Annotated in this window: 13 protein-coding genes; 2 read left to right on the top strand and 11 right to left on the bottom strand. The window is 42.8% G+C overall.

The window, feature by feature from the left end:
• Nucleotides 1–38: 38 nt before the first annotated feature.
• The 11 genes from AC1RNB_RS02970 to AC1RNB_RS03020 all read right to left on the bottom strand — a co-directional run bounded on the left by AC1RNB_RS02970 (nt 39) and on the right by AC1RNB_RS03020 (nt 10,207).
• Nucleotides 39–1,463: a DUF3987 domain-containing protein gene (locus AC1RNB_RS02970; protein ID WP_493080576.1), complete on the bottom strand. Its 1,425-nt coding sequence runs from the start codon at nt 1,461–1,463 to the stop codon at nt 39–41.
• Nucleotides 1,464–1,552: 89 nt separating this feature from the next.
• Entirely contained in the window at nt 1,553–1,846 is a 294-nt protein-coding gene (locus AC1RNB_RS02975; RefSeq protein ID WP_493080578.1) for an excisionase family DNA-binding protein, read from the bottom strand.
• A gap of 113 nt (nt 1,847–1,959) precedes the next feature.
• The gene (locus tag AC1RNB_RS02980) at nt 1,960–2,832 is read right to left on the bottom strand and encodes a hypothetical protein (RefSeq protein ID WP_493080579.1); all 873 of its coding nucleotides are present in this window, start codon (nt 2,830–2,832) and stop codon (nt 1,960–1,962) included.
• Nucleotides 2,825–3,937: a site-specific integrase gene (locus AC1RNB_RS02985; protein ID WP_493080581.1), complete on the bottom strand. Its 1,113-nt coding sequence runs from the start codon at nt 3,935–3,937 to the stop codon at nt 2,825–2,827. The genes AC1RNB_RS02980 and AC1RNB_RS02985 overlap by 8 nt, the downstream gene beginning before the upstream one ends.
• Before the next feature lies 1 nt (nt 3,938).
• Complete coding sequence (locus tag AC1RNB_RS02990) at nt 3,939–4,295, bottom strand: excisionase family DNA-binding protein (protein WP_493080583.1); 357 nt, start codon at nt 4,293–4,295, stop codon at nt 3,939–3,941.
• Nucleotides 4,296–4,529: 234 nt separating this feature from the next.
• The gene (gene mnmE / locus AC1RNB_RS02995) at nt 4,530–5,912 is read right to left on the bottom strand and encodes a tRNA uridine-5-carboxymethylaminomethyl(34) synthesis GTPase MnmE (protein ID WP_493080584.1); all 1,383 of its coding nucleotides are present in this window, start codon (nt 5,910–5,912) and stop codon (nt 4,530–4,532) included.
• Between the two features lie 197 nt (nt 5,913–6,109).
• Nucleotides 6,110–6,934 carry an energy transducer TonB gene (locus AC1RNB_RS03000; protein WP_493080586.1) on the bottom strand — a complete coding sequence of 275 codons (825 nt, stop codon included), beginning with the start codon at nt 6,932–6,934 and terminating at the stop codon, nt 6,110–6,112.
• Nucleotides 6,935–7,164: 230 nt separating this feature from the next.
• Nucleotides 7,165–7,995 carry an energy transducer TonB gene (locus tag AC1RNB_RS03005; protein ID WP_493080588.1) on the bottom strand — a complete coding sequence of 277 codons (831 nt, stop codon included), beginning with the start codon at nt 7,993–7,995 and terminating at the stop codon, nt 7,165–7,167.
• Between the two features lie 45 nt (nt 7,996–8,040).
• A complete protein-coding gene (locus tag AC1RNB_RS03010; protein ID WP_493080590.1) occupies nt 8,041–8,595 on the bottom strand; it encodes an ExbD/TolR family protein in 555 nt (184 codons plus the stop codon).
• A gap of 33 nt (nt 8,596–8,628) precedes the next feature.
• A complete protein-coding gene (locus AC1RNB_RS03015; protein WP_493080591.1) occupies nt 8,629–9,276 on the bottom strand; it encodes an ExbD/TolR family protein in 648 nt (215 codons plus the stop codon).
• A 67-nt stretch (nt 9,277–9,343) separates the two neighbouring features.
• Nucleotides 9,344–10,207 carry a MotA/TolQ/ExbB proton channel family protein gene (locus AC1RNB_RS03020; RefSeq protein ID WP_493080593.1) on the bottom strand — a complete coding sequence of 288 codons (864 nt, stop codon included), beginning with the start codon at nt 10,205–10,207 and terminating at the stop codon, nt 9,344–9,346.
• Between the two features lie 351 nt (nt 10,208–10,558).
• Here AC1RNB_RS03020 and AC1RNB_RS03025 point away from each other — a divergent pair, with 351 nt between their 5' ends.
• Both AC1RNB_RS03025 and AC1RNB_RS03030 read left to right on the top strand, forming a co-directional pair.
• Nucleotides 10,559–13,132 (top strand): zinc-dependent metalloprotease, encoded by a 2,574-nt coding sequence (locus tag AC1RNB_RS03025; RefSeq protein ID WP_493080595.1) that lies wholly within the window; start codon nt 10,559–10,561, stop codon nt 13,130–13,132.
• A 101-nt stretch (nt 13,133–13,233) separates the two neighbouring features.
• Nucleotides 13,234–13,947, top strand: a complete 714-nt coding sequence (locus tag AC1RNB_RS03030; protein WP_493080597.1) for a peptidase associated/transthyretin-like domain-containing protein — start codon at nt 13,234–13,236, stop codon at nt 13,945–13,947.
• Nucleotides 13,948–14,057: the final 110 nt, after the last annotated feature.

Raw genomic sequence — 14,057 nt, forward strand, 5'->3', positions numbered from 1 at the left:
TTTCCTTCTGCTTGGCAGAATGGCAATTTGTCAATTTGTCAATTTGCCACGTTAGCACGTACAGCAAGATCTGTCTTTTTATATTTTCCGTGACCATTTTTAATTAATAAGCCAGCACTTACAAGTTGTTCTAAGGCTCTGTCTAAGGTTCTCTCTGAAATTTTCTCCGCTGCTGCAATACTCAAGGCTTCATACCTAGAAAACTCAGTTGGTAGTTTTGATATTAGTAGTGTATTGCTTTTAGCTAGTGGTGTTTTCTTGCCTGTGTTGAATTGCTCAAAAAATTCAATTGAACAGTACAAACTCTGCCATATTAAAATCATTGCTGCCACAAATGCTTCTTTGTCACAATACAGTTTATTGGAAGTGTTGTTGGTTTCAAAAGCTTTTAAAACAGTAATCACCATGGCAAGTTTCACAATCATTAAAGAATGCCGTTTGACCACTGACCCAAGGTATTCACTTTGTAGAGTGGCGTAAATACCAAGCTTTTCCTCGCCAAAACTATTGATTAGATCCCATTGCCATTGAGTAAACTCAACTTCAATTGGTGCTCTATTAAGATATGAAAACAACTGTAAACAACCTCTCCCAATCCTATTAAAAGTGTCTTCTCTATTAGGGCATGTAGGACAAGGAGCTACAGAGTTCCATGTAATTGAATCATCAGTCAATAGAATTGTAAATCTGCTGTACAAACCATTCTCTACATTATCAATAAAGCCTAACATTTGAGATGGAGTACCAGCAATACACAAGGCAACTTTAGGTTCTTCAATGTCATAGTGCTGATTATCACTTTTCAACTGCTGACTAATGGGGTCATGGTGATAGGCAGATCTGAGCATAGCAGATATTCCTGTACCGTACTGACTTCTTGCAGCACCAACAAGTGTGTCAATTTCATCCGTAATAATGAAAGTAGGAAGTCCAACATTGTCTGCAATTTGTTGAATCAATTTTGACTTGGTAATATCTGCAGAAACAATTGGAATACTGTAAGGTGGTCTTTGAGGTTCTGGTATGCCAGCATGTTCTTTAACTGCTTTTAACCAGTGTCTGTGTTCAGCTTTATATTTTTTAAAGGCCTCTTCAGATTGCTGTTTAATTTCCTGATGAATGGGTCTTAGCATTTTTGAAGCATATTTCACAATTCCTTTATTACTACCCGCTGGTCCTACCAAAGCAAAGTATAGCATAGGATAAATTGGCTTATCCGCATAGCGTGTTTGTACATCAGTCATAAGTGAACTCAAAGCAGCCATACTTGAGTATATAAAAGGCATGCGTTCACTGAGGTTATTGAACGTCTCAACACCAGAATTAATTAACTGTGGCATTAGATCAAAGAGTAAAGACTCTAATTGAGTTGGATCCTTTTTAAGAATCTGCTCAAATTCTGCAAATGACTTAGCATTAATCAAGTCAGATACAATTGGATTGGTAAATAATGTTGTTTCCATAATATTTGGTTTTATTATAAATTCCCTTGTGGGAACAGCACATCAAATGATTTACTGTAGAATTGTCAAAAGTGAAAAGTGAAATGAGATTAACGCTGGTTAACTAGATAATTGAGTGCACGTTTCTCAATCTCTTCATGGGTAGATTCTCTGTGTCTAAAAACCCACTCATCAAGGTCTGATTTCTTAAAGAACACCTTGTGACCAGGTTTGTAAAATGGAATCTTGTTGCCAGATGTTAATCTATAGAGATAACTCACTTTGAAGCCCAAGTAAATTGATGCTTCTTCTATTGTCATAAGCTCCTTTTGCGTGGAGGTAACGCTTCTTTCTAAGAGCATTTCAATACGCTCTAATCTTTCTGAAATTTCAACTTCTGCCATATAAAAAACTTATTTGCAGTGTCAAAATTGCAATGTTTTATGGCGGTATAAAAACAAAAAAGTTATGACGCCATAACGCCATAACTTCCTACAGTACAGAATATGTGTTTCGCTTATTGTGACTTATGGCGAATGTTTTCAAATGCAATTAGCACTTTACTGTTCTTGTTTTGATTTTTATTCTTTCTGAGAGATTCCGCATCACAATTACCATTGAATAATTCACATGCATCATTAGCCAAGTACGTCCAATAGTGCTTTTTAGTAGATAACACAGATAGACCTCTTAGTGCGTTGATAAATGTTGTCAATGAAGAGTTTTGTTTGAATTGGATTTTCTCTGTTGGAATTGCTCCCTTACAAACCACTTGAAAATCTTCAAATTTACCTTTCATCTCTCCTGAGTCTATTAGAGCATTATACAGGTCTAATCCAAATTCTCGCATGAACACTTTGTCTACAATAAATTCAGTTTTGTTAAGCTCTGTTGAAAATTCACGCATCAATTCCTTTGATCTATTAGGAAAGTTGCTGATTACTTTTTCTACAGCAGAATTGAAAGCTGTCAATAGAGCAGGAGTAGCAACACCTTCCTTTACAGCGCTCTTCCATACTAAATAATCTTGCGAATTCATTTGTGATTGCATATCACTAAAAGAAATTGAATCCAATAAAACAGATTTCGTATTCCTTTTCTTAAAGATGGTACTTAGTTCACCTGCCATATACGTCATAGTGCTGGATAACTTTTGTACACCATCTTCTTTTAGAATACGTTTTGCTTGTTGTTTAAAGTTGGTAAAGCCACGTTGAAATAAGCAATCAACTACCACTTCAATAGCATCTTCCGTATGCAATCCATTCAATGCGGCTGTCACAAACTTGTTTGATCCTGATGTTTCATCATCAATGAATTGACGTTCTTCTATTTCTAACTTTTCAATGAAAGCTGAGAATTCCTTGAATATTTGCTCTGTATTAATCATGAAGACCTAGTTTAATGATAGTTGATGCCGCCAACTTGTTTTTATCTAAAATCTTAGAATATACTAAGGTGGTTTTTATGTCTTTATGTCCAAGTAGTTTGCTTAACGTGTAGATATCTGTTCCTCCGTCTAATTGCAAAACAGCAAACGTATGTCTTGCACAGTGAAACGTAATTGTTTTAGTAACACCAGCCCTCATCATCCATTGAGCAAGTTTTTGATTGTTCCAACTACTATACTTTAATCCCTTGAATACCAAATCATTTGGCATACCTCTTTCTCCAACCAAATCAACTGCCTCTGAACTTAAAAATTGAGTCTCTGTACCTTTTGTTTTCTGTTGCCGAAACCTGATGTAAAAGCCATTGGATTCATCATGAAATACTTCAGACCATTTCAATTTCATGACATCACTCCAACGAAGACCAGTCAAACATGAAAATAAAAAAGCACTTTTTACAATTGGTATTTCACATTCTGCTTTGGCTACATTCTTCAATTCTTCAGCAGTTAAAAATTGACGTTGCACATCTTCTGACTTGAATCCCACAGTATACATGGCAGGACTTTTTCTGATAATATCTTCTCTTACTGCTTGTTTTAATGCTGCACGTAGTTTGTTGTAATAGGCAACCTTAGAATTTGATGAAAGTGGCTTACCCGTGTTTTGTACAACTTTATCTAGATACAATTTAAAGTCATTCAAAAGTTTCACATCAACTTCTTCAAAAGTGATATCCCGCTGAAGAAACTTCTTCAAATGCTTAATCATGCTATACCAGTTGCCTTCATTGCCCTTAGAAGTGTTACGTTCTTGCGCAACTCTTTCTACAAATGCTAAAAAGCTAGAACGTTGTTTTTGAATTGTTTCAATTCCAAATTTCCCTTGTCGAACTTTCTCATTCTCTACAGCACAGATCATCTCTGCCTCAAGAAGCTTTTCTCTGTTATGCCGCTTTTGTTCATTGGTTAATTTTTGAAATTCAGGGTCAAATAGAATTATACCAAGACTCTTAAACCTGCGTACTCCTTTTTCATAGTAGCTCAGGTTTAGTTCAATTTTTCCTGTCTCTTTACGCTTTTTCTTAATGATGCTTACTTTCATACTATAGGTTATCTAAGGTTTGCTTTGTTATCAATACACGTCTAAGCAGCTTCACCACTTTTATTTGACCACTAGATATAAGACGTTCAATAGTTCTCTTGCTAACACCAAGATAGGAGGCAGCTTCTGTTGTGCTCATGTAAGGTTTATTTGGGATGTCACCCAAATTCAGCTGATCTTGGACAACCTGAATTGGACTCTTCTTGAGTGTTGCAACAGCAATTCTGTTTTCACGTATCTTATTCTTGTAGTCTCTACTATTACAAGTTTTTGAGCAGTAGCGCGTATATAGCGTCCTTGCCTCAAAGGGAGACTTACAATACTCGCACTTCCTTGTAATGGTGATGTTACTACTCATTTGACATACTCAATGGTCGTCAGGAAACGTCCACAGATGTCAGCAAATGACTAGAGATGTCAGGAACCGCCATCAAGTCACCAAATTTGTTACCAAAGAGGGTGTTTTTGTTACCATTAACCAATTATGGTAACAAATATATGCAAAAAAGAATCAAATGGTAACAAATAGAGTCAAAACAATTCTACTTAAAGTGTTGATTTATAGTGTTAAAATCAAGTAAAGTCAAATACGTCACTTTCCGATACAAAACTTCGAAAAAATATAATCCAGTTGATCCTCATTCGTGATCTGGCCGGTAATGGTACCAAGATAATGCAGGCACTGGCGGATATCGATGGCCAGCAGATCGCCGGGCACTTTGTCTTCCAGTCCGCGTTGTACATCGGCCAGGGCCTGTCCCAGTTTCTGCAGGGCTTCATAATGGCGGGCATTGGTTACAATGGTAGACTCTGCATAAATATCTCCATCAATGGCTTTGTGTACCAGCGCTTCTTTTAATTCGCTGATATGCGTTTGCGCTTTGGCCGAGATAAAAACGATATCGGGGAAAGCCGCAAACTGTTCCATCACCTGCTGTTCCCTGCCATCTACTTTATTGCCTACCAGCAGGTACTGGATATTTTCTTTTTCAAAAGCCGTTACTGTTTCCTGCAGGGTAGCAGCGTTGATCTCGTTCACATCAAACAGGTACACCACGATATTGGCGGCACGCATTTTCTCGTAGCTCTTCTCTACGCCAATACTTTCAATTACATCCTGTGTATGCTCGCGTATCCCTGCCGTGTCTATCAAACGGAAAAGAATGCCTTTGATATTGAGTATTTCTTCAATGGTATCCCGCGTGGTACCTGCTATCTCACTTACAATGGCCCGGTTCTCGTTCAACAAGGTATTCAGCAAGGTAGATTTACCGGCATTGGGTTTTCCGATAATAGCTACCTGCACCCCGTTTTTGATCACATTACCGAGCTGAAAAGAACTGATGAGCTGATGGGTAGATACAGCCAGCTGATTAACCAGTTGCTCCAAAGCACTACGGTCGGCAAACTCCACATCTTCCTGCGAAAAATCCAGTTCCAGTTCTATCATGGCCGAAAAACGGATCAGCTGTTCGCGCAACTGCTGCAGGTCGGAAGAAAAACCACCCCGCATAGTATGCAAAGCGGCCCGGCGGCTCGCTTCTGTATTACTAGCAATCAGATCGGCCACGGCTTCGGCCTGGGTAAGATCCAGTTTGCCGTTCAAGAAAGCACGCTGGGTAAATTCGCCCGGTTTGGCCATCCGCACCCCTTTGCCGGTAATGGCCCTGATAATATTTTCCTGTATAAACGGAGAACCATGACAACTGATCTCAATCACATCTTCGCCCGTATACGATCTGGGGCCTCTGAACAACGACAATACCACTTCATCCAGCAATACCCCGTCTTTTTTCAGCAAACCCACCTGAATGGTATGACTGGCCTGCCGGGTCAGGTCTTTGGAGGGGAACAAGGCATTCATCACCGGAAAAGTATCTTTCCCGCTTACCCGTATCACCCCAATAGCGCCAATACCCGGCGGTGTAGCCAGGGCCACGATCGTATCATCCCATCCCCTCAATTGTCCGCTCATAGTATTTGCTTTCAGGGCAAAAATAGAACAATGGGGGGAATCGTGAGGCGTGAATCGTGAGGCGTGAATCGTCAGTAGTGAATGGTCAATTGTCAATGAAATTATATGTTGCCCTATTCGCCATTGCCCATTCACAAAACTCCCTACTCACTACTCACCACTCACAATTTCATTCACTCATTCACTCATCCACTCATTCACTCATTGCTGACCCTGAACGTGATCTTCTGTTTCTGCCGGTAAATCACATTACGTCCATTCTGGATAGCGGGGATCCAGCGGGTACTTTTCTGGATAACGCGGATGGCTTCTGCTTTGGTGCCATAACCGGGATCATTTTCGGCACGCACATCACTGATAATGCCGTCTTTGTTCACAATAAAAGATACGATCACCGAATAATCCGCCGCGGGGGCGCCATTGTCAGCCGCTATGTCTCTGTTCAGGTTTCTTTCCAGGAACCGTCTCCAGCCCTCTATACCACCCGGAAACTGGGCTTCTATCTGTACGGTGGTAAATGGTTCATCAATGTCCTTTTCCTTTTTAGGGGCCTCCACACCAATGCCCGTCTTCTCTACCGGTGGCGCTACTACATCGTCTTCTTTAGCCCCTTCCTGGTTAATGGTTCCGATGCGGGTATTCTCCAGGTCGTCAACAGGTTTTACTTCATCGTCTTCTTTTACCTGGTCGTCTGCCACAATTTTCGGTGGCGTTACTTTGGCCATTTCTACTTTCGGCGGTTCTTGTTTGGGAATGGGTTTGGGTAATTCGGGCTTGGGTTCGTCTTTCTTAAAATTCTCCAGCTCAATAGTAGTTACCAACTCCACCGTTGAAGGCGGTTTCTTTGCATTAGCCAGCAGTGAGCCAACCACAAACAGCAGTGATACAAAAACAGTTCCCGACAAGGCATATAAGATCCGCCTGTCGTAGGTTTTGCGCAATTCATACGCGCCATAACTTTTATTCCTTCCATCAAAGAGGATGTCCAGTAAATCTGCGGAGAGAATCTGTAACTTTTCCATAGTAGTAGGTTTCTACTATGATTCCCGGCCGAACAAAAATCCACATGCGAAAATGGCGAGAAAATTATGAGGGAATTCCATAAAAGATGAGAAAGCTTTTTCAATGCGTAAATGATAGAATATGAAACAGAATCAAAACATTCACTCATTCACTCATTCTATCATTCACTCATTGAAAAAAGCCCCGCAAAACTTGCAGGGCTTTCTCATTTACGTTAACGTGTAACAGCTTATTCTTCTGATACAACGAAAGTGATACTTTGTTTGTGACGGTAGATAACGTTACGTCCGTTCTGCACCGCTGGTTTCCATTTAGGACCTTTGGTGATTACGCGCATTGCTTCGGCTTTGGTGCCGTAACCGGGATCATTCTCCGCAGCTACATCACTGATGCTTCCGTCTTTAGATACGATAAAGGATACGATTACAGTGTATTTTCCCGGAGGGGCACCATTCTCAACAGGCAGATCCCTGTTCAGGTTACGCTCCAGGTATTTGGTCCACTGTGGCAAACCACCGGGGAATTCCGCGGGGATCTGTACAACGGTAAATACTTTATCGTAGTCTTCTTCTACTTTAGGGGCTTCTACCACACCGGTTCCTTTTTCAACAGGAGGGGCTACCACACCTTCATCTTTGGCACCTTCCTGGTTAATGGTACCGATCTTGGTATCTTCCAGTTTTTCCACTTCCTTGATTTCCTCATCAGGCTTCACTTCTTCATCCTTCACAATTTTGGGAGGGGTGAATTTGGTGATCTCCACTTTGGGAGGCTCCTGCTTTGGCGGAGGTGGCGGAGGGGGTGGCTCCGGCTTTTTCTCTTCCTTGTTAACATTCTCCAGCGACATATCGGCAACAATGATCTGGGCTTCTTTTTTCTTGGTTGAATTCGCTATCAGCGATCCTCCCAGTAAAAGCAGACAGATCACTACCATGCCGCCCATAGAGAATTTGATACGCTTGTTATACGTTTTACGGAGTTCATAAGCACCATAGTCCTTATTCCTTCCGTCAAAAAGGATATCAAGAATATCAGCGGATAAAATTTTGTTTATCTCCATGATAAGATTCTTTTGTAATTAGGTTCTGTTGATGAAATTTTCTGATTAATTAGCCGGTGCTGCCGCTGCCATTGCTTCTGATTTCGTCACCAACTGCGACTCAATGTCGGTGATATCAACCAGTGCATACCGCGTACACACATTAATCGTCATTTCATCTAAAATATCCACCACGTTTTTGTAAGTACACTCATCAGAAGGTTTCAGTATCACTACAAAATCCTTGAGGTCTCTTACGCTGTTCTTTTTATTGATCAGCACTTCACGGATATCATGAAAATTAGATGACTTAAAGTTAGATGCAGAATTATCCAGTTCTCCTTCATAGTAGAAGACGTTATTGTCTTTTCCGAGGAGGATGGTAATTACACCCGACTGTTTAGCCTTATTCTGATCTTCCGGTTTATCTGCGTCCTTGGGCAGGATCAGCTTCATCGCTGTAGCCTGGCTCATGGTTGTGGTGAAGATAAAAAAGGTGATGAGCAGGAAGCCCAGGTCCACCATGGGCGTCAGGTCAACCCGGGTCGACAGCTTCTTCCCTTTCTTGACCCCGGGGCCTTTTTTATGGCCACCGCCACTCGAGGTATCCATTTCTGCCATGTCGGTAGAATTTAGTTTTCGTTTGAAATTAATTTACTCTTCTCTCTTCTCTCCCGCCTGGGCTTTTTTCCAGAGTTCGGTTCCTACAGGAACACCTTCCGGACTGGTAACCATCTGGAATTTCAGGAAGTCATTCTTTTTGAAAGCGGTAATCACGCTTTTAAAAGCAGGGAACTTGGCCAGGTTATCTCCTTTCAAGAGAAGGTTAGGCTTTTTACCCTGGTAGGCATCCCGAACCAGTGTCATCCATTCTGTCAGCTCGTTGTTGGCGCTATCCTTTACTGGAATACCCGGCAGCAGGTTACCCTTACGCTGGTCTTCCGGCAGGGCCAGGAAAGATTTGAGGTTGCCGAATGGCGCACCGAAGAAAGGCGACTTTTTGAATGCTTTCACATCCAATCCCATATTCTTGGTGGTATTCAGCGTATTGGCGATGGTTTCCTTTACTTCTTCGTCATCCATTTCCAGAAACACTTTTCCGTCCTTGTCAATAATTACCTGAACAATATCCTTGGTCGGGGCCACTTTGGCAGCCACTGATTTGGGAATCGTAACAGCGATGGCCTCGGAAGGCTTGAACTTCGTTGTTAAGATAAAGAATGACAACAACAGAAAGGCCACGTCACACATCGCCGTCATATCGATGCTGGTACTCTTACGAGGTAATTTGGCTCTACCCATTGTTTATTATTTAATATTTCACATTAATGATTCAAAACTTTGTCAATTCCACAAAAAATCTACCAGATTATTTGTAGTTGGCAGCAAAGCTCTGTGTTAAAGTGAAACCGGATTCGTCAATACCATACGTGATACCGTCGATACGGGTAGTAAACACGTTGTACATGATGATCGCTACTGCGGAAGTACCGATACCCAGGGCTGTGTTAAACAGGGCCTCAGAGATACCTTTTGACAGTTCACGTGCCGCATCACCACCACCTTCATCACCGAGGGCAGAGAATGATTTGATCATACCCATTACCGTACCCAACAGACCCAACAGGGTAGCTACAGATGCGATAGTAGACAAGAACACCAGGTTTTTCTCCAGCATAGGCAGTTCCAAAGCGGTTGCTTCTTCTACTTCCTTCTGGATATTCAATACTTTCTGCTCTGTAGTCAGTTCAGTATTGGTGATCATTTCTTTGTATTTGTGCAGACCAGACTTCATTACATTACCTACAGAACCTTTCTGTTTGTCGCAGGCAGCAATCGCTTTGTCCACTTCTTTGTTAGCAAGGTGGAACTGTACGGTACGAACGAATTCTGCAATACTTCCGGAACCAGCTGCTTTAGAAACAGTCAGGAACCTTTCGATCACGAAAGTCAGTACGGTTAAGAAACAGGCGATCAGGATCGGTACGATGATACCACCCTCATACATCTTAGGCCATGTGCCCTTAGGTCCTTTGTGATTAGGCCAAAAACCACCAGCGGGATCTGGATTTGTAAAGTTACTCGGAGAACCCAACACAAAGCGCCAGATAATGAAACCGATGATCACACATAACAATGGCGCCAGCCATGAAATTGAGTTACTGCTCTTCTTAGTTTGTGCAGAAGATGGGCTTTTTACAGCAGCACCTGCAGTTGGTTTTGTTTCAGCCATGATTCAATTGATTTTTGGTTTTTTAAAAATTACAGTTGATTTAAAAAAAATGTTTCCGCAATTCTACTGAAAATTGTTTTGAATTAACAAAACATTCTTTGAATCAGTATAAAAAGGGAGTACAAATTAGGTATTTTATCGAAAGCCGCAAATAAAGATTTCGTCAATTAAATGCCTTTTCAGGTGGTTTTTCAAGGAGCCGTAAGATACTGCTTAAACTCATTGAAAAACAAGATTTTTACCGACAAAAAACCGGGTTTCACCATTCATATATGAGTGGTTCTAATTTGTACTGGATTTCGCAGAGACTCCTATCTTTAAGGATTATTCTAAAACTATTTCTTACTGCTTATGAAACAACAACTGTTAGTTGTGGCATTGCTGGCCGGAACCCTGGTCACTGCCCAACAGAGAGATTCCGTCTTCAATGGGGGCGGAGCCAGAACCGCGCAGGGCGCAGGTTTCGGTCAGGGTGCCGTTAGACCGGGCCCCCGTCCTTACCGTGATGTGATCACAGATAAAGCTGTGTCTAAAAAAGGCATGTTTACCGTACACAAGGTAGATGACCGCTATTATTTCGAGATCACCAATGCCATGCTGGGCCGCGAGATCCTGGCCGTTACCCGTTATATCAAAGTACCTGCCAATGGAGGCGGACGTGGTGTTTACGGTGGTGAAGTAGCTAACCAGCAATCACTGGTATTTGAAAAAGGGCCCAGCAACAATGTATTCCTCCGTGTTATCACACTGGTTAATGCCGCTGACCCTAAAGACGATATCTACAAAGCTGTCAACAATTCTAACCTGAATGCCATCACAGCGGCATTTCCGATTGCCGCATTCTCCCGAGACAGTGCCGGCGTGGTGATCGAAGTAACTGATTTTTTCAAAGGTGATAACCAGGTGGTAAGCATCAACAGCGGTGTAAAAAGAAGCCTCGGTCTGGCACAACTTGCCGCAGACAGGTCTTTTATCCAGAAAATAGGCGCTTACCCGATCAACATCGAGATCCGCACCACCAAAACCTACACAGCCAACCCGGCCGGTGGTGGCTTTGGTGCCGTTAGTGTTCCCGGTGCTACCAGCGTTCCTGCTGCCAATGCAGCCGGCGCCGTAACCATGGAACTGAACACTTCTATGCTTTTACTGCCCGAAAAACCCATGACACCCCGTATCGCCGATAAACGTGTAGGTTTTTTCACAGATGATTATGTGTTATTCAGCGATGACCAGCAGAAAGTAGCGAACAAAGAATTTGCGGTTCGCTGGAGACTGGAGCCCAAAGACGAAGATGTAGAAAAATGGAAAAGAGGTGAACTGGTAGAACCCAAAAAACCAATTATTTACTACATCGATCCCGCCACCCCCAAACAATGGAGAAAACACCTGATCCTGGGTGTGAACGACTGGCAGAAAGCCTTTGAGAAAGCCGGTTTCAAAAATGCCATCATGGGTAAAGAATGGCCCGAGAACGATACTACCATGAGCATGGAAGATGCCCGTTATTCGGTGATCCGTTACTTCGCTTCCAGCACAGAGAATGCCTACGGACCGAATGTACACGATCCCAGAAGCGGTGAGATCCTCGAAAGCCATATCGGATGGTACCACAACGTAATGAAACTGGTACACGACTGGTACATGGTACAAACCGCTGCGGTAGATCCAAGGGCACGCAGCATGAAATTTGATGATGACCTGATGGGCGATCTGATCCGTTTTGTTTCTTCTCATGAAGTAGGCCATACACTGGGCCTGCGTCATAACATGGGCAGCAGCAGCAAAACACCGGTAGCCAAACTGCGCGATAAAGCATGGGTAGAAGCCAATGGCCATACCGCTTCTATCATGGACTATGCCCGTTTCAACTACGTGGCACAGCCGGAAGATAATATCAGCAAAGCCGGTCTTTATCCACGTATCGGCGAATACGATCAGTGGGCCATGCAGTGGGGTTACGGGTATATTGCCGGTAACAACGAAGAAGAACTGAAGAAGAACAGCAACAAGCTGATCACTGAAACACTGAAAGCCAATCCTCGTACCTGGTTCGGCACCTACGAATCAGGTAACCAGGCCGATCCAAGAAGCCAGAGCGAAGACCTGAGTGATAATGCAGTAGTTGCCAGCGACTATGGTGTTAAAAACCTGCAGCGTATCCTCGTTAAACTGCCTGAGTGGACCAAAGAAGAAGGCGATCTGAATGAGAATATCGAAACCATGTATGGGCAGTTACTCGGCCAGTTCCGCAGGTACGTAGGACATGTATCCCGCAATATCGGCGGTGTATACGAAACCTTCAAAACTGCCGAGCAGGATGAACCCGTATATGAAGTAACGCCTAAATCCATGCAGCGCGATGCATTGGGCTTCCTGAACAGGCAACTGTTCCAGACACCCAAATGGCTGATCGACAAAAAAATCTGGGATAAAATCAACCCTCCCGGAAGTGTTGACCCGATCGCATCTGCACAGGAAGCGGCTTTAGCCGGACTGCTTTCGGGCGACAGGATGAACCGCATGCAGTATTCTGTGGAACGTTTTGGTGCTGATAAGGCCTACAGCGCGCTTGAAATGATCTCTGAACTGCAGAACGACCTGTTCAGCGAACTGAAATCCAATAAAGCCATTGATGGTTACCGCAGAATGCTACAGAAAAGTTATGTAGACAAACTGGATAACCTGCTCAATCCTCCTGCGATCTCTATAACAGCTACCATCACTTTCCCTGGTGGTAGTGGCAGGGTTAATCCGTATGCTACCGGCTTTAACAACCGCAGCGATGTGTACAGCATTGCCAGAGCGCAACTGGTTCAGTTACGTTCACAGGTAGCTGCTGCTGCAGGTACCGCCAGCGACCGGATGAGCAAGATTCATTTACAGGACCTGTCTGAAAAAATCAAAAAAGCACTGGATCCTAAATAAATCCGCTTTTATCAGCTAAAAAAGTCCCGCCGGTTGGCGGGACTTTTTTATGTGCGCTATTCAGCAATACCGATGCTGTACCTTTGTACAAATGTTGTTTTATGAAACGTTATATATGGATCCTGTTTCTCTTAAGCGGAATAGCAGCCCAGGCACAGAAAAAGAATGAACGCTGGGGTTACCTGAGAGACAGTATCACCCGCGAACCCATTGTATTAGCGAGTATTACCAACCTGAATACCCAAACCACCGTAATGACCAGTGCCAGCGGTCGTTTTAAGATCGAATTACAGGAAAACCAGGTGCTCTCTTTTGCGGCAGTAGGATATTATTTTGATACCATTCACTACAACAAACAGTTTCTGTTGCAGGATACCCTGTCTTTATTCCTCTCACCACTGGCCCATAGTCTGGGTAATGTAACTGTAACCGCAAGGGGTTTAAGCCGCTATCAGCTTGACAGTATAGAAAGAAGAAAAGAATTTTTACAGGACATCGTAGACTATACCATTCCAACGGTTTCCAAAGCCAATTCAGGCGCCGGTATTGCATTGAACCTGGATCGTTTTTCCAGGCATGAGAAGAACAAACGAAAGGCTTTTGCCTTTTTTGAATCCAATGAAAAGGAAGCCTATATCAACTACCGGTTCCCTGCCTCCGTAGTTACACAATACAGTGGTTTAAAAGACGCCGAACTACAACAGTTCATGCAGCAATACAGACCTACCAGCGAATGGTTACGCAGAAACAGGTCGGAAGAAGATATCAAGTATTATATCAATGAGAAGCTGAAGTTGTTTTTTAAGCGGGGATGAGGGGGGATGGCAATCATGAGTTGTGAATGGGCAATGGTGAATTGTCAGTGGTGAGTATTGATAATATTGATGATAGATAAGTTCAGAGCGACTACCTACTCACGTCTCAC

The sequence above is a fragment of the Sediminibacterium sp. GW821-FHT12F12 genome, from assembly GCF_058806635.1.

Bases quoted from the DNA above. Each gene is read 5' to 3' on its own strand.
- AC1RNB_RS02985 (WP_493080581.1), bottom strand. From the start codon at position 3,937: ATGAAAGTAAGCATCATTAAGAAAAAGCGTAAAGAGACAGGAAAAATT.
- AC1RNB_RS03010 (WP_493080590.1), bottom strand. From the start codon at position 8,595: ATGGCAGAAATGGATACCTCGAGTGGCGGTGGCCATAAAAAAGGCCCC.
- AC1RNB_RS02975 (WP_493080578.1), bottom strand. From the start codon at position 1,846: ATGGCAGAAGTTGAAATTTCAGAAAGATTAGAGCGTATTGAAATGCTC.
- AC1RNB_RS02980 (WP_493080579.1), bottom strand. From the start codon at position 2,832: ATGATTAATACAGAGCAAATATTCAAGGAATTCTCAGCTTTCATTGAA.
- AC1RNB_RS03020 (WP_493080593.1), bottom strand. From the start codon at position 10,207: ATGGCTGAAACAAAACCAACTGCAGGTGCTGCTGTAAAAAGCCCATCT.
- AC1RNB_RS02970 (WP_493080576.1), bottom strand. From the start codon at position 1,463: ATGGAAACAACATTATTTACCAATCCAATTGTATCTGACTTGATTAAT.
- AC1RNB_RS03015 (WP_493080591.1), bottom strand. From the start codon at position 9,276: ATGGGTAGAGCCAAATTACCTCGTAAGAGTACCAGCATCGATATGACG.
- mnmE (WP_493080584.1), bottom strand. From the start codon at position 5,912: ATGAGCGGACAATTGAGGGGATGGGATGATACGATCGTGGCCCTGGCT.
- AC1RNB_RS03030 (WP_493080597.1), top strand. From the start codon at position 13,234: ATGAAACGTTATATATGGATCCTGTTTCTCTTAAGCGGAATAGCAGCC.
- AC1RNB_RS03025 (WP_493080595.1), top strand. From the start codon at position 10,559: ATGAAACAACAACTGTTAGTTGTGGCATTGCTGGCCGGAACCCTGGTC.
- AC1RNB_RS02990 (WP_493080583.1), bottom strand. From the start codon at position 4,295: ATGAGTAGTAACATCACCATTACAAGGAAGTGCGAGTATTGTAAGTCT.
- AC1RNB_RS03005 (WP_493080588.1), bottom strand. From the start codon at position 7,995: ATGGAGATAAACAAAATTTTATCCGCTGATATTCTTGATATCCTTTTT.
- AC1RNB_RS03000 (WP_493080586.1), bottom strand. From the start codon at position 6,934: ATGGAAAAGTTACAGATTCTCTCCGCAGATTTACTGGACATCCTCTTT.